We start from the raw sequence: 22,199 nt of genomic DNA, 5'->3' as shown, positions 1-22,199 counted from the left end.
ACTTCGCTGGACGCCGGGCCGCACGCCCGCTTACCCGAGCGCCGCGATCAGGTACGGCTGCGCGACCGGCAACTTCAGCGCGCGCGCCATGTCGACCACCGGGCGCAGGCGCCGTGTCTTCTTCACGTCGTGATTGCCCGCGATATCGGCCAGCCGGTGCGCGAGGAACGGGTTCAGGAAGCGGTCGCGCACCTCATCGAGGTAGGCCAGCGCCGCGTCGCGCTCGCCGAGCGCATCGAACACCGGCATCACCTCATCGCTCCACACCGCCTCGAGCGGCGTGCGGTACGCGGGATCGTCCATCGCCGCGCCCACCGTCATGTCAGGCGCGCCGCCGCGCGTGCGCCATTGCTCCGCGAGCACCGTATGCCCGAGATTGAGCAGCAGCAGCTTCAGGCGCTCGTAACGTTCGAGATCGTCGGTCACGACGATGTCCGGGTGCTCGCACGGCAGCGTCATCCCCGCCGTGCGCCGCACCGCCCACAACGCATACGGTTCGGCGATCGCGCCGACCGGGTGAATCGGCTCCGACACGATCCGGTCGACGAGCGAGTTGACCCACACGCAGCCGCCGATCAGGTAATCGACGAACGCCGCGTCCGCGCGCCAGCCCCGCGCGACGGCGACGACCAAGTCGCGCAGCGTGTCCCCATTGCGCGCGACGAGTTCGCACGGCAGCAGCGTGACGGGCGCCCCGCCCGCGCGGAAGCGCTCGTGCAGCAGCACCGCGAGCTTCGCCGCGAAACCGCGCGGCGCGCGGTGGCCGGCCAGAAGATCGGCCCCGTCGTCGTCGAACAGCGCATAGCCGCTGTCGCCCGTGTTGGACACGATGGCCCGGACCTCGCCTGCGACGCGCTCGCGCAACCTCGCCCAGTCGTCCGCCGCATGCAACGCTTCCGTGATCGCCGTGCAGTCGACCTCGCGATCGATCGTCTCGCCGTGCCGCCGGCCGCGAATCCGCACCGGGTAGCGCCCGCTCGCGCGCAACGCATCGATGCGCGCACGGCTTTCCGCGCTCGACGTCGTCTGCACCACGGTGATCGCGCCGAGCGCGCGGCCGGCGGCCAGCGCTTCCGATACGAACAGGTCGACGTGCGCCTGGAGAAAGCGGCTGGTGCCGAACTGCAGGATCGGATTGCCCATCGGTTCGCGCTCCGCGTTCAGCATTCGACGAGCGCCTTGATCACGCCGGCGTCCGGTTCGAGGAGTTCCGCGAACCGGTCGGGCAGGTCCGCGAGCGTCAGCGCGTGCGTCTTCAGCGCATCGGTCGGCACCCGCCCCGCACGCATCGCGTCGAGCACCGTTTCGAAATCGGCCGGCGTCGCGTTGCGGCTCGCGAGCAGTGTCGTCTCGCGCTTGTGGAATTCCGGATCGGAGAACGAAATGCGGCCCTTCACGAGCGAGATCAGCACGTACTTGCCGCCGTGCGCGACGAAGTCCAGGCCGCGCTCCATCGCCGCGAGATTGCCGGTGGCGTCGAACACGACATCGAAGAATTCGCCGTCGGTCAGCGCCGCGAGACGCTCGGCCTCGGCTCCGCTCGTATCGAGCGGCACGGTGGCGTGCGCGCCCAGCGCCGTCGCGCAGACCGCCAGCCGGTCCGCGCGGCCGTCGAGCACGCAGACCCGCGCGCCGCGCAGCGTGGCGAAGATCAGCGCGGCCATGCCGATCGGGCCCGCGCCGACGACCAGCACGCGTTGCCCGGACCGGACCTCGGCACGCGCGACCGCGTGCGCGCCGATCGCGAGGAATTCGATCATCGCGGCCTGGTCGAGCGTGACGCCGTCGGCCGCGAATACGAAGGCCTGCGGCACGGCGAGGTATTCGACCATGCCGCCGTCGGCGTGCACGCCCAGCACCTCGATCCGGGTGCAGCAATTGGTCTTGCCCGCACGGCACGCGACGCACGTCCCGCACGACAGATACGGCATCACGTAAACCTGGTCGCCGGCCTTGACGCGCGCGCCCGCCGGTGCGGTCTCGACGACGCCGGCCAGCTCGTGCCCCATCACCCTCGGATAGGCGAGGTACGGCTGGTTGCCGGTGAAGATATGCATGTCGGTGCCGCATACACCGACCCGCTTCACGCGGATCAGGACATCGTCGGGGCCTGCGGCCGGCACCGGGCGCTCGGCAACGACCAGACGACCGGGTTCTTCACAAATGACGGTTCTCATCGGTATCTCGGTAATGGATGAAACAGGACGGTGCGGCGCGGACCACCGCCAAATTGGCCTGACCAGACACAGGCTATTGGTCTGGCCTTAATTGGTCAAGCCAATTGACAGGATATTCAGGAAAATCCCTAGAAGGCTCGGTGGCAAGTGCACGTCGCATGATTCGGATATTTCCATCTTTCCTTGCTGCGATTGGGCGTTAAGCGAAATCGACTGGCACGCCGAGCGGCCAGATGTTTGGTAAGGCCAATTTGCCCGCCCCGCGCGTTGCGACATCGAACGAGGCCCTCGGCGCCGCGCCAATTGGTCAGGCCATTCAAAGTGCAGTAGACTGATCGCTTCGGATCGGACAACCGCGCGACGCGGCAAGGGGGAGCATTGCTGGACCAGTTCAAACAGGTGGATACGCGCCGCCTGTATCAGCGCATCGCCGACCAGATTCGTTCGCTCATCGAAGACGGGCGGTTCGCCGACGGAGAACGCCTGCCGCCCGAGCGGGATCTGGCTCAGCAGTTGGGCGTATCACGCCCGTCGGTTCGCGAGGCGCTCATTGCGCTGGAGATCGAAGGCATCGTCGAAGTCCGGATGGGCTCCGGCGTGTTCGTGTGCCCTCCCGCGAAGGCGTCGAATGCCGCGGCGACACCGCTGGGCGAAAATCCGATCGAACTGATGAGCGCCCGCGCCGCGCTCGAAGGCAGCGTCGTCGAACTCGCATGCGCACACGCGACGCCCGAACGGTTGGCGCCCGTGCGCCGCGCGGTCGAGGCGATGCGGTCCGCCATCGCGGAAGGCCGTTCCCCGCTCGCGCACGATCGCGAATTCCACGTCGCGATTGCAGCCATGACCGGCAATTCGGTGCTGGTCAGGCTGGTGGGCGAGCTGTTCGACGGACGCCACAGTCCGATCTCCTCGCGCGTCAGCGCGCGCACCGAAAACAGGCAGACGTGGGCGAAGGCGTTCGACGAACACGAGTCCATTCTTCATGCGCTGGAGAACGGCGAGGTGCTGATGGCCCAGGCGGCCATGCGCACGCATCTTTACGCATCGCAACGACGCTGGCTGGAACAGGAGCGAAACTGACCCGGGCGGGCCGTCCCTGAAACGCGTGCGGCCCGCGCGCCAAACGGTTCGGAATCCTGCTTGAACGAGGCATTCGCGCGGAAAATCGCCGGGACGCCGGCATCGGGCGCCAGGTTGACATTGCCGTCGCGGCCCGGCGACGGCCTTAAATCGGACTGCTACGAATCCGCCCCGCCGTCGTCGATCTCGATCGACGTCTCCCAGCGGAAATAACCGGACACGGCACCATCGCGGTCCAGCACGGCGAAATCGGCCGTGCACGTGGTGGCGCCCGCGGCCAGCACGTCGCTGCGCCAGTAGTGATCCGGCATCGGCCGGCACTGCGGATGGAGCAGGTCGTCGTCGGACGGCACCGGCGTCGCGGCGTCGCGCACCTCCGGTTCGATCGGCGCGACGATGCCCGCGTCCTTCAATGCGAACCGGATGAACAGCACGCTCGCTTCGGCGCGCAGCGCCAGCGCCGTTTCGCGCAGGCGGAGCTGGTCGCCCGGCGACAGGCCGGCAAAGAGCCGGCTGTCGTTGCGGCCGAGCGTCCCGGTATCGCCGGGGCTCACCACGTAGATGTGCCGGCCGTCGATCACCGTCGGCGTATCGGCGTTCCGGCTCGCATCGGGATAGGTCGACAGCAGCGTGACGGCATCGACGATCGCAAGCACATCGCAACGAAGACCAGACATGGCACGTCCTCCGGAACGGGAATATGACGCGGGCGACCGCCACGCGGCCGCCCGCCTGCCGAGATCAGTTGTGGATCGAGATGAACGGATCCCACTGATAGCAACCCAGCGACTGGCAGTTGCGGTCGATGATCTGGAAGTAGAAGTGATAGGTGACGCGGCCTTCCGACAGCGTTTCCGACGACCAGTAGTAGTTGTCCACCTTCTGGCAGGTCGGCGTCGACGGCGAGCTCGGATTCGGAATCGGGACCGACGCGGTGGCCTTGCGCGGCGTCGGCGTCGAAATCAGGTCCTTGCCCTGGTTCGCGATGAAGCCGTAGAAAACCACCTGCTTCTCGAAGCCCAGGGACAGGCTCGTTTCGCGCCAACGGATCAGGTCGCCGACCTGGGCTCTCAGGTCGAGTTCGCCGCCCGCCTGCCCGGAGACGACGTTGTCCTGGTTCGTGACCATGTACACGTGCTTCCAGTCGATCAGCGTCGGGTTTTTCGGATCCCGGCTGGGATTCGGATATTTTTGGAGAATCGTTTCGGTATCGATCGAGACGAGCACATCGGTAACGCGTGACATAGGAACTCCCGTTCAGGTAAATGGGGCGGCCGGTGCGCGGACTGTTTCAGACGACCTTCAATCACCGATCGAGTGACGATTCGTCATGAAACCTTGAAACCTCAAGTTGTCCCGCGATTTAAATTTACACCGTGCAGTTAATCCAATGAACCTGTAAACGCTGACAGTTCTCGATTATTTTTTATAAAATTCCCGGCTCATCAAAACAATACCAATGATTGATCCTGTATTTCGCATCATTCTCATCAAGGATAAATCAACGCACCAGAAGCATGCCCCTCAAGGATGCGCGGGAACGTGAAATGTTCGACCGTTTTATTAGCATTTTTTATTAATGCCACCGCCTCCGACACGAATCCATGGCCTCGATGCGTGATTATGTGAATTAACCCTTATACCTCACACCAAATCGAAACAAAAAGACTCACGCAACCAGCCCAAAACCCCGACATTATTTAAACGCACTTTTAACGGCATTATTTCACCCCGCACGCCACCCGGCTCGATTAATGGAAAATCCGAACCGAGACCGCTGACTAGATAAGTTCGCACTCGATCTCGATCCGTACGTCATCACGGGCACATATGCATGCCCGGCTCTCCCGCTACTCGACATTGTCCGAAACGTCCGTCATCCGGATCATGTGCGGCTTCACGCCTTCGTCGTCCGCCGCCGCCTCCTTCGGATGGATCAGCGCTTCGAGCCGCGCCTTCGTCGCGACGAATTCGGGCGTATTGACCTGCGAATAATCCCGCGGCCGCGCCACCGGCACCTCGATCAGTTCCTGCACGCCGCCCGGGTTCGCCTTCAGCACGAGAATCCGGTCCGCGAGGAAGATCGCCTCGTCGAGATCGTGCGTGATGAACAGGATCGTCACGTCGATATTGCGCCAGATGTCGAGCAGGTGTGTCTGCATCCGCGCACGCGTCTGCGCGTCGAGCGCGCCGAACGGCTCGTCCATCAGCAGGATGCGCGGACGGTTCGCGAGCGCGCGGGCGATCGCCACGCGCTGCTTCATGCCGCCCGACAACTGATGCGGATACACGTCGGCGAAACGCGTCAGCCCGACCAGATCGAGCCATTGCAGCGCCTCGCGCTCGGCTTCGCTGCCGCTGCTGCCGTTCATTCGGAGGCCGAACATCACGTTCTTCTTCACGGTGAGCCAGGGAAACAGCGTATAGCCCTGGAACACCATCCCGCGATCGGCGCCCGGCCCCTGCACGGGCTTGCCGTCCAGCAACACCTCGCCGCTCGTCTGCGCGTCGAGCCCCGCCAGGATGCGAATCAGCGTCGACTTGCCGCAGCCGGACGGGCCGATCACGCACACGAACTCGCGCCGGTGGGTACGGAAACTGATGTCGTCGAGCGCGACGCACTCGCCCTGCGGCGTCGCGAAACGCTTGCCGACATGCCGCACGTCGAGAATCACGTCGCGGGCCTTGAGCCGCGCGAAGCGCTCGCGCACCGCGTCGGATTGAATCAGGTAATCGGGAACGGCTTGCGGATTCTGCATGATGCCCTCTACGGAAATCGGTCGATGGATGCGCGTCAACGGGCGTCACGCCTTCAGCGTGCGATCCCACGGAAACAGCTTGCGGCCGAGCAGTCCGAGCGCGATGTCGGTGCCGAGGCCGATGATCCCGATCATCAGGATTGCCGCATAGACGTTGTCGAAGTGCTGGTAGCGCGCCTGCTGGCTGATGTACCAGGTGATGCCCGAGCTCGTGCCGACGAGTTCGGCGACGATCAGGTAGGTCCACGCCCAGCCGAGCAGGATCCGCTGGTCGCGATACAGGTCCGGCAGCACACCCGGAATCACGACGTGCGTGAGGAGCTGAAGTTTCTTCGTGCCGAGCGTCATCGCCGCTTCGAACAGCCCGTATTCGAGCTTGCGCGTCGTGTTCGCGACGATCAGCACCTGCTGGAACAGCGTGCCGATCACGATGATCGCGACCTTCGGCGCGTCGTAGATGCCGAGGATCGCAACCATCAGCGCGCCGAACGCCGGCGCCGGCAGGTAACGGAAGAACTCCAGGAACGGCTCCTGCAGCCGCGCGAGCGCGCTGAAGGTGCCGCAGACGATGCCGAGCGGCACGCCGATCGCGGACGAGATCACGAAGCCCCAGAAGATGATCCGGATGCTGTGCCACAGGCTTTCGTGCAGCCACACGCCGTCGCGCGAGGCGGGCGGCGTCGTGAACGCCGTGTAGAACGCGCGCAGCACCAGGTGCGGCGCAGGCAGGTACACCGGGTTCGCGCGCACGCCCTCGGGCACGGCCGCGTGCGTCGCGCGCGCATGCGCGAGCTCGTCGTCGAACACGTCGCGGTCGATCTGCATGCCGGTCTGGAAATAGTCGACGCTTCCCGGATTCGTGATGCGCATTTGCGGATGCCAGACGAACGGCACATAGCTGATCAGGCACCAGACGGCGAACGGCAGCAGGAAGGACGCCAAGCCGAGCGTCCATTTGCCGCGCGCCGTCAGCTCGCGGCGCACGGCAAGCCAGCCGGTCGTGTTGCGGGTCGTTGACATGGGAATCTCCGTATCGTTTCAGGTGCCGGTCGCGCGCATGCCGGAGCAACGCGACCGGGCGTTCATTGCAATGCGCCGCTGGCGGCCTGTGCGCGGTAAGCGCGCCAGCCGCCGAAGCGCGTGATGTCCTGCGCATCGGCGAGCGCCGCGCTTTCGCACAGGAAGCCCTGCACCTGCGAGCCGTCCGCGAGCGTCAGCGTGCCGATGCCGAGCGGCGCCGCAATCCCGGCGACGAAGCTGCCGTACGCGTCGACGGGCATCTCCCAGATCTCGACCGCGATCGGCGCGCCGCCGTCCGGCACGCGCACGAGGCCCGGCTTGGCGACGCCGCCGCTGGCCGCCGCGGACAGCGCGTAGAGGCGATAGGCGGCGGCCGTCGTCGTCGCGGCGACGAACCGCGCGCCCCGCTGCGTGAGCTGCCCGTTCAACGGCTCGCCGCGCAGATGCGCGCCGACGACGGCCACGCGCACGACAGCGGACGACACATCGGGCGCGGAGGCCGCCAGTGCGAGCGGCCCGCCATCATCGGCAGCGACCGCGCCGTCGGCCCACGCCTGGGCGAGATCGAGCAGCCGCGCATCGTCGTGCGCACGACCGACGAACGTGATCCCGAACGGCAACCCCGCGTGACGTCCGCTGTCGCACGTGCCGGCCGGCACGGCGATCGCCGACAGATCGAGCAGGTTGACGAAATTCGTGTAGTAGCCGAAGCGCGAGTTGACGCCGATCGGATCGGCTTCGAGCGCGTCGACGGTCGCGGTCGTCGCCGAGGTCGGCATCACGATCGCGTCGAGCCCGCCCCACGCGCGCGCCGCCTCGACGCGCAGCGTCGCGAGCCGGTCGAATGCCGCGAACGCGTCGGCCGCGCTGAAGCGCGACGCGCCGCCGACGATTTCGCGAATCACCGGATGCAGCGCATCGGGTTCCCGCGCGGCGAATGCGCCGATCGCGGCCAGCCGCTCGGCAACCCACGGGCCTTCGTACAGCAACCGCGCGGCCGCCAGGAACGGGCCGAAATCGATCTCGACGACTGCCGCGCCGGTCACGCGCAGGCGTTCGAGCGCCGCGCCCCATGCGGCACGGTACGATTCGTCGCCGAAGAATTCGAGCTGATCGGCACGCGGCGCGCCGAAGCGCACCTGCGCGAGCGGCCGCGCCGAATGCGCGCGCGGTCCATCCGCGCCCGTCGGCGGCTGCCATGCGCGCCCGTAAGGATCGCCTTCGGTCACGCCATGCGCGGCGTCGAACACCGCCCGCGCATCGGCCGGCGAATGCGCGAACACCGACACGCAATCGAGCGACCGGCAGGCCGGCACGACGCCGAGCGTACTCACCACGCCGCGGGTCGGCTTGAGCCCGACGAGGCCATGGAACGCGGCCGGCACGCGCCCGGAGCCAGCCGTGTCGGTGCCGAGCGAGAACGTCGCGACGCCGAGCGCGACCGCCACCGCCGACCCCGAACTCGATCCGCCCGACGCATAGCGCGGATCGAGCGCGTTGCGGCACGCGCCGTAAGGCGAGCGCTGTCCCGACAGCCCGGTCGCGAACTGGTCGAGATTGGTCTTGCCGATCGGAATCGCACCGGCCGCGATCAGCCGCTCGACGACGGGCGCGCTGCGCGCCGGCGTGTACGCATAAGCCGGGCAGGCCGCCGTCGTGGGTATGCCGGCGAGGTCGATGTTGTCCTTGATCGCGAACGGCACGCCGTAAAGCGGCAACGACGCGATGTCGCGCCCGGCGAGCGCGTCGGCATACCGCGTCATCTCCGCGCGCGTCAGCGGGCGGATCCACGCATGATGCGGATCGCCTGCGTCGAAATGCGCGGCGATCGCGTCGACGAGCGCATGCGGCGTCAGGTCGCCCGCCGCGTAGCGCGCGCGCAGCACGGCAATCGAGCGCAGCCCGGGCAGGATGGAACGTTCCGTCGTGCTCATGCGACCTCCTCGGCGGCGCCCGCCTTCATCACCATCAGCCGCTGCCCGGCCACCACCGCCGCGCCCGGCGCGCAATCGATCGTCTCGATCGTGCCGTCTTCCGTTGCCGTCACCGCCACCTCCATCTTCATCGACTCGACGATCGCGACGACCTGCCCCTCGGTCACGCGCTCGCCGGCCTCGACCAGCACCTTCCACACGCTGCCCGACACGTCCGCGGCGATGGCCCGCCGCGTGTCGTCGAGCACGCCCGCCGCCCGCGCCGCCTGCGCGTCACCCTGCTCCGCGTCGCCGACGTATTCCGCGTGCCCGGCCGCCCGCCATCGCTCACGCTCGGCTTCGAACGCGGTTTGCTGCGCGGCCTTGAACGTCGCGATCGAATCCGCCTCGTCGCGCAGGAAGCGGTTGTATGCGCCCAGATCGAACACTGATTCCTCGATCCTCAGCGACGCGCGGCCCGCGACGAAATCCGCGCGCAGCGCGGTCAGCTCCGCCTCGCTGACTTCGTAAAAGCGGATCTCGTCGAAGAAGCGCAGCAGCCAGGGCTTGCCGACCTCGAATTCGCGCGTGGTGCGGTGGCGGTTCCACATCTGCACGGTCCGGCCGACGAACTGGTAGCCGCCCGGCCCTTCCATCCCGTACACACACAGATACGCGCCGCCGATGCCGACCGCGTTCTCCGGCGTCCAGGTGCGCGCGGGATTGTATTTCGTGGTCACCAGCCGATGCCGAGGATCGATCGGTGTCGCGACCGGCGCACCGAGGTAGACGTCGCCGAGCCCCATCACCAGATAGCGCGCGTCGAACACGATGCGCCTGACGTCGTCGATGCTCGCCAGGCCGTTGATGCGCCGGATGAACTCGATATTGCTCGGGCACCACGGCGCATCGGGCCGCACCGACTGCATGTAGCGCTCGATCGCGACGCGCGTCGACGGGTCGTCCCACGACAGCGGCAGATGCACGATGCGGTTCGGCACGCGCATGTCGGCCACGTCCGGCAGTTCGCGCTCGGCGGCCTGCAGATGCGCGAGCAGCGTGGCGAGCGGCAGCGTCCGCGCGTCGAACTGCACCTGCAGCGAGCGAATTCCCGGTGTCAGGTCGAGCATGCCGGGCAGGCGGTGTGCGTCGAGCCAGCACATCAGCGCGTGCACGCGAAAACGCAGGTTGAGGTCGAGCACGAGCGGCCCGTATTCGACCAGCACGTTGCGATCGCCCGAGCGCCGGTACACCACGCCGATGCCGCCGCCGGCCGACGGGTCGCGATGCAGCACGCAATCGTCCGGCGCGCCCGCGGGTGCCACAGGCGCGATCGCGTTGGCCGCGGGCGCGGGCGACACGCGGGCGCGAACGAATTGCACGGTGTCGCCCGGGCGCAACTGCCCCAGCTTCCACAACTCGTCGCGCACGACCGTCACCGGGCACACGAAGCCGCCGAGGCTCGGCCCGTCCGGGCCAAGAATCACCGGCATGTCGCCGGTGAAATCGACCGCACCGATCGCATACGCGTTGTCGTGGATGTTCGACGGATGCAGGCCGGCCTCGCCGCCGTCCACGCGCGCCCATTGCGGCTTCGGGCCGATCAGCCGCACGCCGGTGCGGCTGGAGTTGTAATGGACCGTCCACTGCGTGCCGTAGAGCATCGCGATGTCGTCGGGCGTGAAGAAATCCGGCGCGCCGTGCGGCCCGTCGAGCACGCCGAGCGTCCATGCATGCGTCAGCGCGGGAACGTCGGCCGCGGCCAGCGTCGCGCCCGCGTCGCCGCGCCCCGCGTCCGCGTGCAGATGCAGCACGTCGCCCTTGCGCAGCGCGCGCCCCGCGTGGCCGCCGAACTGGCCGAGCGTGAAGGTCGCCTTGCTGCCGAGATAGTCGGGCACCTGCAGCCCGCCCTTCACCGCGAGGCAGGCGCGCACGCCCGCGCCGGTCACGCCGCCGAGCTTCAGCACCGCGCCGGGCCGCGCGCGCAGCACCTGCCAGAACGGCGCGGGCTCGCCGTCGAGCGTGGCCGCGAGCGGCGCGCCGCCGAGCACGAACAGCGTCGCCGTGTTGAAGCGCAGCGTCGCGCCGACCATCGTGAATTCGAGCCCCGCCGCGTCGCGCGCGTTGCCGAGCAGCGCGTTCGCGAGATCGAACGCGCGATCGTCCATCGGCCCGGACGGCGGCACGCCGACGCTCCAGTAGCCGACGCGCCCGGGCGCCTGCTGCACGGTGGTCTGCACGCCGCCGTCGAGCACGTCGATCGTGTGCGGCGCGAACGCGAAGCGCGACAGGAATGCCGTCGTCGGCGCGCCGCGCGCGAACGTGTCCGAGCCGACGACGGCGCGCAGGTAGTCGAGATTGGTCTCGATTCCGTACAGTTCGGTACGCGCGAGCGCGGCCTGCAATGCGGCCAGTGCGTCGCGCCGCGTATCGCCGCGCACGATCAGCTTCGCGAGCAGCGGATCGTAATGCGCGCTGATCTCGGTGCCCGCTTCGATCCAGCCGTCGACACGCACGTCGTCCGGAAACGCGACGTGCGTGAGCAGCCCCGCGCTCGGCTGGAACTGCTTGTGCGGATCCTCCGCATACAGCCGCACCTGGATGCTCGCGCCGCGCGGCGCGACGGCCAGCGTGTCGAGCGGCGGCAGATCGCCTTCGGCCTGCAGGATCATCCACTCCACGAGATCGACGCCCGTCACCGCTTCGGTCACGCAATGTTCGACCTGCAGCCGCGTATTCACCTCGAGGAAATAGAACTGCCGCGCGTTCGCGTCGAACACGAATTCGACGGTGCCGGCCGACGCGTAGCCGACCGCGCGGGCGAGCCGCACCGCGCTCGCGTGCAGCGCGTCGCGCTCGGCGCCGGTCAGGTCGGGCGCGGGCGTTTCCTCGATCACTTTCTGGTTGCGGCGCTGCACGGAGCAATCGCGTTCGCCGAGCGCGATCGCGCCGCCCCGGCCGTCGCCGAAGATCTGCACTTCGATGTGCCGCGCGTGTTCGACGAACTTCTCGAGATAGACGCCCGCATGCGCGAAGTTCGCGTTGCCGAGCCGCACGACGGATTCGAAGGCCGCCTCGAGCTGCGCGGCATCGCGGCAGAGCGACATGCCGATCCCGCCGCCGCCGGCGGTGCTTTTCAGCATCACGGGATACCCGATTGCGTCGGCTTCGGCGAGCGCCGTCGCCACGTCGTCGAGCAGCCCCGTGCCCGGCAGCAGCGCGACGCCGTGCGCGGCGGCGAGCGCGCGTGCGGTGTGCTTCAGGCCGAACGCGCGCATGTGATCGCCGCTCGGCCCGATGAAGCGCAGGCCCGCCGCCTCGCATGCATCGGCGAACCCGGCATGCTCGGACAGGAAGCCGTAGCCGGGATGCACGGCCTGCGCGCCGGTCTCGCGCGCGGCGGCGAGGATCGCCGCGACGTTCAGGTAGCTGTCGGCCGCCGGCGCGGGCCCGACACGCACCGCTTCGTCGGCGAGCGCCACGTGACGCGCGTCTCGATCGGCGTCCGAATAAATCGCGACCGACGCGATGCCGAGCCGCTTGAGCGTGCGGATCACGCGGCACGCGATTTCGCCGCGGTTCGCGACGAGGACCTTGGCGAATCTCATGTTGCCTCCCGCGAACGATCGTGAGCGTGAGCGTAGTTCATTCAGCCTCCCAGATCGTGAGGCGCACGGGCGTCGGGTTGTAGCCGTTGCACGGGTTGTTGAGTTGCGGGCAGTTCGAGATCAGCACGGTGACGTCCATCTCCGCGCGCATCTCCACGTACTTGCCGGGCGCGGAAATGCCGTCCTCGAACGTGAGCCCGCCAAGCGGCGTGACGGGTACGTTCATGAAGAAGTTGACGTTGCCGACGAGGTCGCGCTTGCCGAGCCGCGTGCCCGCGCCGCACGTGCAGTGCGCGATCGCGTTGAGGAAGCTGTCGCGGCAGTTGTGCATGTAACGCTTGTCGAGCGCATAGCGCACGGTGTTGCTCTCGGCCGCGCACGCGCCGCCGAGCGTGTCGTGGCGGCCGCAGGTATCGGCGACGATCGTCACCATCGGGTTGCCCCGGCTGGACAGCAGCACGCTGCCCGCGCTCAGGTACAGGTTGCGCTGCGCGCGAATCGTGTCCTGCGCGCTGTAGCGCTCCTCGATGTCGTCGGACCGGTAGAACAACGTATCGACCGCCTGGTTGCCTTCCAGGTCGAGGATGCGGAAGACCTGTCCGCGTTTCAGGTCGTGCAGCCACGGTTCGCCCGCTTTCAGCGTGGTGTCGTGAATCGCGTCGCGCGGGTCGAGACGGCTTTCGATGATCGGCATGACGGGCTCCTTACGCGAACAGGCGGTCGGTGTTGGCGAAGCCGCGCAGGTTCTCTGCGCAGGCGCGGCGGCACGGGTCGTCCTCGGGCGCGGCGCCGTCCGCCGGATACGCGCGGTACGCGATCAGCTTTACGGGCTTCGGCGCATAGTCCGCACGCGGATCGAGCGGATGCGGCGCGGTCGAGAACGCCACGAGCGTGTTCATCTCGAAGCGCAGATCGAGCGCGCTGCCGGCCGGCGAATGGTCGGCGACGAAATCGAGCGTGCCGTCGTCGCGCGTGTCGAGCCGGCTGAAGAAGTTGACGTTCGCGGCGAGATCGCGCGCCGACAGGCCGTATTTCGCGAGCTCGAGCACGAGGCTGTCGCGGCCGTTGCGGATCATCGCGTTGCGATCGGCCTGGTACGAGGTCGTGCCGTACTTGTGCGCGAACAACCGCGCATCGCCGACGCCGCCGAGCGGGTCGTGCCAGCCGAGCGTGTCGGCCGTGATCGACGCGATCACGCGCCCCATGTCCGTATACAGCGCATGGCCGCGTGTGAGGTGCGCGGTGTGCTGCGCCTTCAGCGTGTCGGCCATGTTGTAGCGTTCGAGCGGATCTTCCTGGCGATGAAAGACGGCGGACAGGTTCGCGCCGCCGTCGACATCGACGATGCGCAGCGCGAGGCCGCGGCGCAGGATGCCGGACCAGTGGGTTCCTGCGGGGATCAACGTTTCCCACGCGACGTGCGGCGGTGGAACAAGGACGGGGACGGCTTGGGGGCTCGGCGACATGGCGGCTCCGTGGTCGGTTGGACAAAAGGCGTGAGAGGGCGACCGAACGACATCGCGACCTCCCGGGCTTTTATCCCTCCGTGGAGCCTCGCCGTTTCCTCGAATCGAGGCGAAGGCAAGACCGGATTGCTCTCGGACCAGTCATCGCGCGGCGCGAACGCCGCACGACCGGAACCCTAGCGATCCTGAAGATGATGCAAATTGCTTCGCACCTCTCGGGTGTCGATAAAGCGAGTTGCGTGCCAGCCGCCGTGCAACGACCGCACAGACCGCACGACATGGCGCGACGGCTCGATGACGCACGGCATGCACGAATCGGTGGTGACCGCTTGCCCTCGCGGCGGGCGTGCGACGCACCATGCGCACGCGATCGCGCACCGGCGCAGTGCGCGTCGCGCACGCGTGCACCGCGCGATCCGCGGTGGCATGGGCATTGCTGAATGGATGCATCGTCACTCGATACCCCACTCGTCATGAACAAGCTCGACCTGCTCCGGCGCGCATTGAGCGCGCTGTTCTCCGCCCGCTTCATCGAACTTCAGCGCGCCGTCCGCCGCCGTTGAATCGCGTTGCCGCGCGTGATTGGCACGCTTCTCGCTCGGCATGACGCCGAGAGGTGCGGCGGCGTCGCATCTTAGGGGTGCTAGGGTTCCGGTTCATCGAACGTCTGGTCCGAGAGCAGCCCGGCGCGGGTGCGTCCGATCGCGAGACCGGATGCACGCGCGCTACACGGCGGGACAAAAGCCCGGGAGATTGGCGATGGCAACGGCCGTCGCGCCTCTCCGTGGCCGCTTTTCGTTCCGCATCCGCAGGAACCGGCCACGCGGCCGGACCGCGCACAGGCACGGTCCGAATCGATCCCGATCCCGGTCTCCTGGAGAACTACGATGACCCGTCCCGCCCTGGCGTTCCGCCGCCTGCCGTCCCGCCGTTCCTTTCGTTCCTTCCGTTCCATCCGTCACGCGTTGAGCGCCGCCGTCACGGCCGCCGCGCTGTTGACGGCGCCCGCCGTGCACGCGGCGGCGCCGCTGAAAATCGGCTACAGCGACTGGCCGGGCTGGGTCGCGTTCCAGGTCGCGCTCGACAAGGGCTGGTTCAAGGAAGCCGGTGTCGACGTCGACTTCGAATGGTTCGATTATTCGGCATCGCTCGACGCGTTTTCCGCCGGCAAGCTCGACGCGGTCGCGGCGACCAACGGCGATGCGCTCGTCACCGGCGCGGCCGGCGCGAAGAACGTCATGATCCTGCTGACCGACTATTCGGCCGGCAACGACATGATCGTCGCGAAGCCGCCGCTGCGCACCGTCGAAGGCCTGAAAGGCAAGAAGGTCGGCGTCGAGCTCGGCCTGGTCGATCATTTGCTGCTGGAAACCGCGCTGCAGAAGCACGGGCTCAAGGACGGCGACGTCACGCTCGTGAATGCGAAGACGAACGAACTGCCGCAGGTGCTCGGTTCGTCGAACGACATCGCCGCGGTGGCCGCATGGCAGCCGAACGCGGGCGAGGCGTTGAAACGCGCGCCCGGCGCACGGGCGATCTTCACGTCGGCGGATGCGCCGGGGCTGATCTACGATGCGATCACGGTCGCGCCGGCGAGCCTCGCCGCGCGTCGGGCCGACTGGGCGAAGGTGGTCAAGGTCTGGTATCGCTGCGTCGCGTACATCAACGATCCGAAGACGCAGGCCGATGCGGTGAAGATCATGTCGGCGCGCGTGGGCCTCACGCCCGCGCAATATCTCCCGCTGCTGAAAGGCACCCACCTGCTCGACGCGGCGGCCGCGAAGCAAGCGTTCCGCAAGGGCGACGGACTCGACTCGATCTACGGATCGACCCGCAACGCGAATGCGTTCAACGTGCGAAATGCCGTGTACAAACAGTCGCAGGACGTCGACGCGTATATCGATCCGCGCCTGGCCGAATCGCACTGACACGGGCAGTAGCCGGCAGCACCTCTCGCACCGCGAGGATCCCCGGCCCCGGCCGCGGGCCTCCGGTGTCTTCGTTCCCGGATTCGTCAAGCAGCCAAATCCGCCGACGCCAACACCGGCACCTCCGGATTGAACCGCGTCATGCAGTTCAGATCGAGCGCGCGAATCTGCTCGGTCATGAAGTCGACGAAGACCCGGATGCGCGTCGGAAGGTGTTGCCGGCTCAGATAGCAGATGTAGTGGCCGCGATCCTCCGGCGCATGCTTCGCGAGTGCGACGACGAGTTGGTTCGACGCGAGATGGTCGCGGATCTGATAGGCCGCCATCTGTGCGATGCCCGATCCGTTCAACACTGAACGCACCACCAGATCCGCGTCGTTGAACGTGAGGCGCGACGTCGGCAGGTACTTCTGCACGCGGCCGTCCACGTTGAACTCCCATTCGAACAGGCGTCCGCTCGCAAACCGGAAATTGATGCACTCGTGCCGGCCGAGGTCCTCGACGCTCTGCGGAAGACCGTGCCTCGCCACATACGACGGCGCCGCGCACAGCGCCATCTGCATCGGAATCAATTGCCGGGCGATGATGCTGGAGTCCTCGATGCGTCCGTTTCGGAACGACACGTCGATCCGTTCGGACACCAGATCGACGGGCCGGTCGTCGAGCAGCAGATCGATGACGATGTCCGGATAGGCGTCCGCGAACTTCTCCAGCAGCGGCGCCACGATTTTCCTGCCGAATCCCACTGCCGAGCTGATGCGGATGAGGCCGCGCGGCGGCCCCTGTCGCAATTCCAGCATGTCGTTCATGGCTTCGACGATCTGCGCCACGCCCTGATGGCAGTTCTCGAAGAAGCGCCGGCCCTCGCAGGTCAGCTCGGTCGTGCGCGTGGTCCGCTGGAACAGCCGCGTGCTCAGCTGCGCCTCCAGCTTCTGGACGTTCCGGCTCACGGCCGGCCGCCCGACGCCGAGCAGTTCCGCGGCCTTGGTGAAACTCCCCTCGTTCGCCACGGCAACGAATGCAAGGATGCCTGCATAGCTCGCACCGAAGCTCGCCGACAATGCATCGGCGCGACTGGCCAGGTCGCGCCGCGCGCCGTGTTCCGATGGTTCCGAATGATTCATTTCCGCTGCCCCCAGACGTGCTGCTCAAACGGATCGACTCGTCGCCGGCATGCGCCGGCGTATCGCATGCGTGCGAACGTGAATCAGCGTCTCGCCAGCCACTGGTCGAGACCGATGCGGCCGAGCCGCGCGGCCCCGAGCGGCACCAGCGAGGTTTCCTCGACGCGGCCGCCGTAGTAGCGGGCGTCGCGATCCATCACCACCGCGCGCGCGTCGCCGACCGACTTCAGGAAGCGCGCAACGATCTCCGCGAACGGCGCGCGGTCCGGGCCCGCGATCTCGATCGTGCCGTTCTGCGGCCCGGCGAGCGCGGCCTGCGCGACGAGTGCCGACACGTCTTCCGCGGCGATCGGCTGAAACAGTCCGTCGCCGATGCGCACGGTGCCGTCTACCGTGGCGAAATCCGCGATGCCGCCGATGAATTCCATGAATTGCGTCGCGCGCACGATCGTGTACGGCACGCCCGCCGCCTCGATCGCCTGCTCCTGCGCCACCTTGGCCGCGAAATAGCCGTTATCCGGCATCCGGTCGCAGCCGACGATCGACAGCGCGACGTGATGGCGCACGCCCGCGGCCACTTCGGCCTTGCCGAGATTGCGTGCCGACGTGCGGAAGAAGTCCAGGACCGCCTGCGGTTCCCACGACGGTGCGTTCGCCACGTCCACGACGACGTCCGCGTCCGTCAATGCGTCGGTCAGGCCCTCGCCCGTGACGGTATTGACGCCGGTGCGCGGCGACGCGGCGAGCGCCTGATGACCTGCTTCCTCGAGCAGCGTGACGACGCGCGAGCCGATCAGGCCCGAACCGCCGATGACAACGATCTTCATCGCAAAATCTCCTGACGAATGGATTTCATGTGAATGCGAGAGGGACATGACGCGTGCCGGATCCGGCAAAGGCGGTGATGACCGTCGCCTCGCGTGGAGCAATTGTGGAAGAATCATGTCCTATCCAGCAGTGCCAAGAATCGTCGATCGGACTGGTCCATGCCGTGCCTGTTCCGTCACCCACGAGGCCGTCATGTCTACGCAACCTTCCACGCTGACCATCGAAATCGACCGGCAGCATCAGTTGCCGATCTATCTGCAGATCTGCGAGCGGTTCAGAACCGCGATCGCCGCGGGCCACTTGCGTCCGGGCGATCGCGTGCCGGCGCTGCGCGGTCTGGCGACGCAATTGAACACGGCGCGCGGCACCGTCGAGCAGGCTTACACGATCCTGGTCGACGAGGGATATCTGCAAATGCGCGGCGCGGCAGGCACGTTCGTCTCGCCGTCCCTGCCGAAATCGCTGCCGCGGGCGACGCCCGCGCGTGACGACGAATCGGCAGCGCCCGTCGACAACGCCGGCGTGCTTCAGGCGCCGGGCGCGTCGCGCGACAGCCCGCCGCCGCGGCGCGCGCAACCGATCGCCGTCGCGATGAGCGGCGAGCCGCGCCCGTTGCAGCCCGGGGTCCCTGCCCTCGACGCCTTCCCGCGCAAGGTCTGGCACCGCCTCGTGTCGCTGCGAGCGCGCAGCGGCGATCGCGCGCTGCTGGGCTACCCGAATCCGGCCGGTTACCGGCCGCTGCGCGAACACATCGCCACCTATCTGGGGCTGTCACGCGGCGTCACCTGCGTGCCCGAACAGGTGTTCATCACCAGCGGCTACCGCGCCACGCTGGAACTCGTGCTGCGCAGCCTGGCGCGCCCGAACGACCGCGTCTGGTTCGAGGACCCCGGCTATCTGCTCGCACGCAGTTTCCTGTCCGAGACCGGCGTGCAACTCGTTCCGGTGCCGGTGGATGCCGAGGGAATCGACGTCGAGTGCGGCCTGCAACTGGACGCGCACGCGCGCTTCGCGCTCGTGACGCCGTCGCATCAGAGCCCGCTCGGGCATACGCTGTCGCTGTCCCGCCGCATCGCGCTGCTGGACTGGGCCGAAAAGACGTCGGGGTGGATCGTCGAGGACGACTACGACAGCGAGTTCCGCTATCTGGGCCGCCCGCTGCAGGCGCTGAAGAGTCTCGACCGGCGCGATCACGTGATCTATTGCAGTACCTTCAGCAAGGCGATGTATCCCGGCTTGCGGCTCGCGTACGCGGTCGTGCCGGAGCGTGCGGTGGAGCGCGTCGAACGCGTGGCCTGCAGCATGAACGCCGGCTCGCCGCCCCTCCTGCAGGCGGCCTTGGCCGATTTCATCGAACAGGGCCACTTCGCCCGGCACCTGAAGCGCATGCGCACGCTGTACGGCGAGCGCCGCACGCTGATCGTGCACGCATTACGGCAGACGTTCGGCGAGCGGCTGATCGTCGACCTGCCGCCTGGCGGCATCCAGTTCGCGGTGCGGTTCGCGGCGGGGCCCGACGGGCCGGTCGACGACGTCGCCGTCGCCGCGCGCGCCCGCGAAGCCGGGCTCGCGGTCCTGCCGCTGTCGATCTGGTACACGAACAGCCACACGCAGCAAACGCCACGCGGCCTGATCATCGGGTTCGCGAACATCGCCAACGCCAACGAAGCGCAACGTCACGCCCAAACGCTGCGCGCGTGCCTGGGCCGCTGACGCGCGGCGCGGAATCGCAACCGTCTGGCGTCGTGTCCCGGTCCCGATTGGTGTCCGGAGGGCAACATTGAATCGCCCGGGACGGCCATACCGCCGTCATTGGCGCTCCTCTAGCATGAAAGCGTCTTTCGTCGTGGCAACACACTTCGACACATGAACGGCCGGGAATCGAAGCCGCGCCGAATTCAAGCATGCATCATGGACGACAAGAAGCTCCAGGCCCCTCCGCTTTCCCTCCTCGATCGGTATCGGGGCCGCGATTTTCAGCCTCTCTATACGACGATCGTCACCGTGTCCGGCGGCGAGACGGGACATGGCCGCGCATCCGGCGTCGCGCGCTCCGACGACGGAAGTCTCACCGTCGACCTGCGCCTGCCCGATGCGTTCGGCGGCCCCGGCAACGGGACCAATCCCGAGCAACTGTTCGCGGCCAGCTACGCCGCGTGCTTTCACGGCGCACTGAGCCTGCTCGCGCAACGCGATCGGATCGACATCCGGGAAACGACCGTCGCTGTCGAAGTGGCATTCGGTCGCGATCCGGTCGACGGCGGCTATGCACTGACGGCCAACATCACCATCCGCATGCCGGGCGTGGACCGGCAGGTCGCGGAGCAACTCGTTCGCGACACGGAGCGCCTGTGCCCCTATTCGAAGATGGTGCGGCAGGGAATCTGCAGTGTCGTCACCGTGTCGGCGTGATTGGTGCCGACGCGGCAACAGAGTGCGCACGTTCCCGGTTCTACCGGCCTGAGGGACCCGTGATTACGATGGTTGCCAGGCAGGTCGTGCGATGCATCGTCATGCGCACGGCCACTCGTGCCGCCTCAACCAATCAGGAGAACGGATCATGACGCAACGTATCAATTATTTTCAGCAATCGCCGGAACTGACCAGGAAACTCGTCGAACTCGACGGGCTGCTTCAGAAGACAACGATCGAGGTTCCGGTCCGCGAGCTCGTCGAGATTCGCGCGTCGCAGCTCAACGACTGCGCGTTCTGCGTCGACATGCACATCAAGATGGCGAAGATCCACGGCGAGCGCGAACTGCGCGTGCATCACGTCGCGATCTGGCGCGAGTCGCCGCTGTTTTCGCCGCGCGAGCGCGCCGCGCTCGAATGGACCGAGGCGCTGACGCATCTCTCGTCGCATGGCGTGCCGGACGATCTCTACGAACGCGTGCGCGCCCATTATTCCGAGAAGGAACTGTCGGATCTCACCGTCCTCGTGGGTGCGATCAACTGCTGGAACAGGCTGAACGTCGCGTTCCGCATCGTGCCCGGCTCGTTCGACAAGATGTTCGGGCTCGACAAGGCCAACCTGGAGTAACGACATGAAACGCATCGTGCTCGCACTTGCACCGCTTGCGTTGTCGCTGCTGATGCCCGTTCAGCCGGTCGTCGCCGCACCGCAAGCCAAGGTCACGCAACTGACGACGGAACCGTTACCCGAGTATCCGGGCAAGGAAGTCGAGATGATCGTCGTGGATTATCCGCCCGGCAGCGTCGACCCCGTCCATCGCCACGACGCACACGCATTCGTCTATGTGCTCGACGGCAGCATCGTGATGGGCCTGAACGGCGGCAAGACGGTCACGCTCCACGCCGGCGACACGTTCCACGAAGGCCCGGAAGACGTGCACACGGTCGGACGAAACGCCAGCAACTCGAAGCCGGCGAAATTCGTCGTATTCCTGATCAAGAACACGGGCGCCCCCGTCCTCACGCCGGTGAAATAGCAGGGCCGTCGTCGCCCCGGTCGCAGGGGCGGGCGACGACGAAGCCCAGCGCGATCTTCAGTGAAAGTCATGGCGCCGCGAACGGGCGCCATGATCGAACGACCTTCATGATGCGCCATGCCGCGCTGGCGTTCAGGCGCGACCGTCCCCTTCCGCACGTCGGGCGTCGCCGAGCATCGTGACGAGGACCAGCGCGGCAATCAGCCCAAGGTGCTCGAAGAAGCTGTTGAGCGCCATGAAATGCGCCGCGCCCGTGTGGTTCCAGAAATCGTTCGCCACGACCATCGCGACGAGCGTCAGCATGCCGAGACTGCCAGCGCCGAGCCACGTGAAGCGGCGAAACACCACGCAGAGCGAACCGGCGATCTCGACCACAACCGCCAGCGCAGCCCACAGCGCGGCCGGCTGCAGGCCGAAATGCGCCTGTTCGGCCACCGCTTCGTCGAAATGCATCGCCTTGTTGATCCCACCGATCAGAAACGCGGAGACGAGTGCAAGTCGTACCAGTGGACCGACCCACGGCTGCGCAAGCAGAACCCGGATCCACCCGGGGCTGTACCGGCCGGTTGTCGTCGACATGTCAGACCGCCCAGCACGAACAGCCGAACGCGCCCCAGAAGCCCTTCGCGTCCGACGTCGGCAATGCGCTGCCCCACGCGCTCGCATGCGCATGCTGGTGCACGTTGCACGCATTCGCGCAGCCGCACATCGCGGCGGCCGCCGCCCGTTGCAGCGGTGCGCCGTTGCGCTGCGTCGCGCCCCAGCCGCCGTAGCCGCCGTACTCGCGCACGGGCGACCAGTCCGGCATCGCGGGCGGAATCGGCGCGTCGTGCGACGCAAACGGCCC

General features: G+C 67.3%; 19 protein-coding genes, 1 pseudogene and 2 riboswitches. Of the genes and pseudogenes, 6 read left to right on the top strand and 14 right to left on the bottom strand.

Annotation, left to right across the window (positions count from 1 at the left end; translation table 11 throughout):
• Positions 1-30 precede the first annotated feature (30 nt).
• Both WS49_RS06885 and WS49_RS06880 read right to left on the bottom strand, forming a co-directional pair.
• Positions 31-1,143 carry a D-mannonate oxidoreductase gene (locus WS49_RS06885; protein WP_059525911.1) on the bottom strand — a complete coding sequence of 371 codons (1,113 nt, stop codon included), beginning with the start codon at positions 1,141-1,143 and terminating at the stop codon, positions 31-33.
• Between the two features lie 17 nt (positions 1,144-1,160).
• Complete coding sequence (locus WS49_RS06880; protein ID WP_059525777.1) at positions 1,161-2,177, bottom strand: zinc-binding alcohol dehydrogenase family protein; 1,017 nt, start codon at positions 2,175-2,177, stop codon at positions 1,161-1,163.
• 378 nt (positions 2,178-2,555) lie between these two features.
• Between WS49_RS06880 and WS49_RS06875 the strand changes: the two genes are divergently transcribed.
• On the top strand, positions 2,556-3,257 hold the full coding sequence (locus WS49_RS06875; RefSeq protein ID WP_059525776.1) for a FadR/GntR family transcriptional regulator: 702 nt from the start codon (positions 2,556-2,558) through the stop codon (positions 3,255-3,257).
• Between the two features lie 158 nt (positions 3,258-3,415).
• Here WS49_RS06875 and WS49_RS06870 read toward each other — a convergent pair whose 3' ends face one another.
• The 8 genes from WS49_RS06870 to WS49_RS06835 all read right to left on the bottom strand — a co-directional run bounded on the left by WS49_RS06870 (position 3,416) and on the right by WS49_RS06835 (position 14,023).
• A complete protein-coding gene (locus WS49_RS06870) occupies positions 3,416-3,934 on the bottom strand; it encodes an AidA/PixA family protein (protein ID WP_059525774.1) in 519 nt (172 codons plus the stop codon).
• A gap of 64 nt (positions 3,935-3,998) precedes the next feature.
• Positions 3,999-4,502 (bottom strand): inclusion body family protein, encoded by a 504-nt coding sequence (locus WS49_RS06865; RefSeq protein ID WP_059525772.1) that lies wholly within the window; start codon positions 4,500-4,502, stop codon positions 3,999-4,001.
• 605 nt (positions 4,503-5,107) lie between these two features.
• Positions 5,108-6,016: an ABC transporter ATP-binding protein gene (locus WS49_RS06860; RefSeq protein WP_059525769.1), complete on the bottom strand. Its 909-nt coding sequence runs from the start codon at positions 6,014-6,016 to the stop codon at positions 5,108-5,110.
• A 45-nt stretch (positions 6,017-6,061) separates the two neighbouring features.
• Entirely contained in the window at positions 6,062-7,036 is a 975-nt protein-coding gene (locus tag WS49_RS06855; RefSeq protein ID WP_059525768.1) for an ABC transporter permease, read from the bottom strand.
• A 62-nt stretch (positions 7,037-7,098) separates the two neighbouring features.
• Positions 7,099-8,970, bottom strand: coding sequence for an allophanate hydrolase (gene atzF, locus WS49_RS06850; RefSeq protein WP_059525766.1), 1,872 nt, complete (start codon positions 8,968-8,970; stop codon positions 7,099-7,101).
• The gene (gene uca, locus WS49_RS06845; RefSeq protein WP_059525764.1) at positions 8,967-12,557 is read right to left on the bottom strand and encodes an urea carboxylase; all 3,591 of its coding nucleotides are present in this window, start codon (positions 12,555-12,557) and stop codon (positions 8,967-8,969) included. Before uca ends, atzF begins: the two co-directional genes overlap by 4 nt.
• Positions 12,558-12,594: 37 nt before the next feature.
• On the bottom strand, positions 12,595-13,251 hold the full coding sequence (locus WS49_RS06840; protein WP_059525762.1) for an urea amidolyase associated protein UAAP2: 657 nt from the start codon (positions 13,249-13,251) through the stop codon (positions 12,595-12,597).
• A gap of 10 nt (positions 13,252-13,261) precedes the next feature.
• On the bottom strand, positions 13,262-14,023 hold the full coding sequence (locus tag WS49_RS06835) for an urea amidolyase associated protein UAAP1 (RefSeq protein WP_059525760.1): 762 nt from the start codon (positions 14,021-14,023) through the stop codon (positions 13,262-13,264).
• A 57-nt stretch (positions 14,024-14,080) separates the two neighbouring features.
• Positions 14,081-14,214, bottom strand: a riboswitch (guanidine-I (ykkC/yxkD leader).
• A 441-nt stretch (positions 14,215-14,655) separates the two neighbouring features.
• Positions 14,656-14,777, top strand: a riboswitch (guanidine-I (ykkC/yxkD leader).
• A gap of 133 nt (positions 14,778-14,910) precedes the next feature.
• On the opposite strand from WS49_RS06835, the gene WS49_RS06830 reads away from it, so the two are divergent.
• Positions 14,911-15,951: an ABC transporter substrate-binding protein gene (locus WS49_RS06830; protein WP_059525758.1), complete on the top strand. Its 1,041-nt coding sequence runs from the start codon at positions 14,911-14,913 to the stop codon at positions 15,949-15,951.
• 86 nt (positions 15,952-16,037) lie between these two features.
• Here WS49_RS06830 and WS49_RS06825 read toward each other — a convergent pair whose 3' ends face one another.
• Positions 16,038-17,075, bottom strand: coding sequence for a LysR family transcriptional regulator (locus tag WS49_RS06825; protein WP_059525756.1), 1,038 nt, complete (start codon positions 17,073-17,075; stop codon positions 16,038-16,040).
• An 83-nt stretch (positions 17,076-17,158) separates the two neighbouring features.
• A complete protein-coding gene (locus WS49_RS06820; protein WP_059525754.1) occupies positions 17,159-17,902 on the bottom strand; it encodes an SDR family oxidoreductase in 744 nt (247 codons plus the stop codon).
• A 193-nt stretch (positions 17,903-18,095) separates the two neighbouring features.
• On the opposite strand from WS49_RS06820, the gene pdxR reads away from it, so the two are divergent.
• The 4 genes from pdxR (at position 18,096) to WS49_RS06800 (ending at position 21,352) form a co-directional block, all read left to right on the top strand.
• Positions 18,096-19,616: a MocR-like pyridoxine biosynthesis transcription factor PdxR gene (gene pdxR / locus WS49_RS06815; protein ID WP_059525752.1), complete on the top strand. Its 1,521-nt coding sequence runs from the start codon at positions 18,096-18,098 to the stop codon at positions 19,614-19,616.
• Positions 19,617-19,814: 198 nt separating this feature from the next.
• Positions 19,815-20,315 (top strand): Ohr family peroxiredoxin, encoded by a 501-nt coding sequence (locus WS49_RS06810; RefSeq protein ID WP_059525908.1) that lies wholly within the window; start codon positions 19,815-19,817, stop codon positions 20,313-20,315.
• A 148-nt stretch (positions 20,316-20,463) separates the two neighbouring features.
• On the top strand, positions 20,464-20,943 hold the full coding sequence (locus tag WS49_RS06805; protein WP_059525750.1) for a carboxymuconolactone decarboxylase family protein: 480 nt from the start codon (positions 20,464-20,466) through the stop codon (positions 20,941-20,943).
• A 4-nt stretch (positions 20,944-20,947) separates the two neighbouring features.
• Complete coding sequence (locus WS49_RS06800; protein ID WP_059525748.1) at positions 20,948-21,352, top strand: cupin domain-containing protein; 405 nt, start codon at positions 20,948-20,950, stop codon at positions 21,350-21,352.
• A 132-nt stretch (positions 21,353-21,484) separates the two neighbouring features.
• Here the strand turns inward: WS49_RS06800 and WS49_RS06795 are convergent, their stop codons facing one another.
• Positions 21,485-21,931, bottom strand: coding sequence for a DoxX family protein (locus WS49_RS06795; RefSeq protein ID WP_059525746.1), 447 nt, complete (start codon positions 21,929-21,931; stop codon positions 21,485-21,487).
• 1 nt (position 21,932) lies between these two features.
• Positions 21,933-22,199: pseudogene (locus WS49_RS06790) on the bottom strand (amidohydrolase); the annotation flags it as partial.

Source organism: Burkholderia sp. RF7-non_BP4 (assembly GCF_001521935.1).
GTDB lineage: Bacteria > Pseudomonadota > Gammaproteobacteria > Burkholderiales > Burkholderiaceae > Burkholderia > Burkholderia diffusa.
The sequence above is the reverse complement of the archived record's forward strand: the minus strand, read 5'-3'. Positions and strand labels throughout refer to the sequence as shown.

What these genes read in the sequence shown, in the direction of transcription:
- WS49_RS06885 (WP_059525911.1), bottom strand. Translation starts at nt 1,143, where the DNA reads ATGGGCAATCCGATCCTGCAGTTCGGCACCAGCCGCTTTCTCCAGGCG.
- WS49_RS06880 (WP_059525777.1), bottom strand. Translation starts at nt 2,177, where the DNA reads ATGAGAACCGTCATTTGTGAAGAACCCGGTCGTCTGGTCGTTGCCGAG.
- WS49_RS06870 (WP_059525774.1), bottom strand. Translation starts at nt 3,934, where the DNA reads ATGTCTGGTCTTCGTTGCGATGTGCTTGCGATCGTCGATGCCGTCACG.
- WS49_RS06865 (WP_059525772.1), bottom strand. Translation starts at nt 4,502, where the DNA reads ATGTCACGCGTTACCGATGTGCTCGTCTCGATCGATACCGAAACGATT.
- WS49_RS06860 (WP_059525769.1), bottom strand. Translation starts at nt 6,016, where the DNA reads ATGCAGAATCCGCAAGCCGTTCCCGATTACCTGATTCAATCCGACGCG.
- WS49_RS06855 (WP_059525768.1), bottom strand. Translation starts at nt 7,036, where the DNA reads ATGTCAACGACCCGCAACACGACCGGCTGGCTTGCCGTGCGCCGCGAG.
- atzF (WP_059525766.1), bottom strand. Translation starts at nt 8,970, where the DNA reads ATGAGCACGACGGAACGTTCCATCCTGCCCGGGCTGCGCTCGATTGCC.
- uca (WP_059525764.1), bottom strand. Translation starts at nt 12,557, where the DNA reads ATGAGATTCGCCAAGGTCCTCGTCGCGAACCGCGGCGAAATCGCGTGC.
- WS49_RS06840 (WP_059525762.1), bottom strand. Translation starts at nt 13,251, where the DNA reads ATGCCGATCATCGAAAGCCGTCTCGACCCGCGCGACGCGATTCACGAC.
- WS49_RS06835 (WP_059525760.1), bottom strand. Translation starts at nt 14,023, where the DNA reads ATGTCGCCGAGCCCCCAAGCCGTCCCCGTCCTTGTTCCACCGCCGCAC.
- WS49_RS06830 (WP_059525758.1), top strand. Translation starts at nt 14,911, where the DNA reads ATGACCCGTCCCGCCCTGGCGTTCCGCCGCCTGCCGTCCCGCCGTTCC.
- WS49_RS06825 (WP_059525756.1), bottom strand. Translation starts at nt 17,075, where the DNA reads ATGAATCATTCGGAACCATCGGAACACGGCGCGCGGCGCGACCTGGCC.
- WS49_RS06820 (WP_059525754.1), bottom strand. Translation starts at nt 17,902, where the DNA reads ATGAAGATCGTTGTCATCGGCGGTTCGGGCCTGATCGGCTCGCGCGTC.
- pdxR (WP_059525752.1), top strand. Translation starts at nt 18,096, where the DNA reads ATGTCTACGCAACCTTCCACGCTGACCATCGAAATCGACCGGCAGCAT.
- WS49_RS06810 (WP_059525908.1), top strand. Translation starts at nt 19,815, where the DNA reads ATGGACGACAAGAAGCTCCAGGCCCCTCCGCTTTCCCTCCTCGATCGG.
- WS49_RS06805 (WP_059525750.1), top strand. Translation starts at nt 20,464, where the DNA reads ATGACGCAACGTATCAATTATTTTCAGCAATCGCCGGAACTGACCAGG.
- WS49_RS06800 (WP_059525748.1), top strand. Translation starts at nt 20,948, where the DNA reads ATGAAACGCATCGTGCTCGCACTTGCACCGCTTGCGTTGTCGCTGCTG.
- WS49_RS06795 (WP_059525746.1), bottom strand. Translation starts at nt 21,931, where the DNA reads ATGTCGACGACAACCGGCCGGTACAGCCCCGGGTGGATCCGGGTTCTG.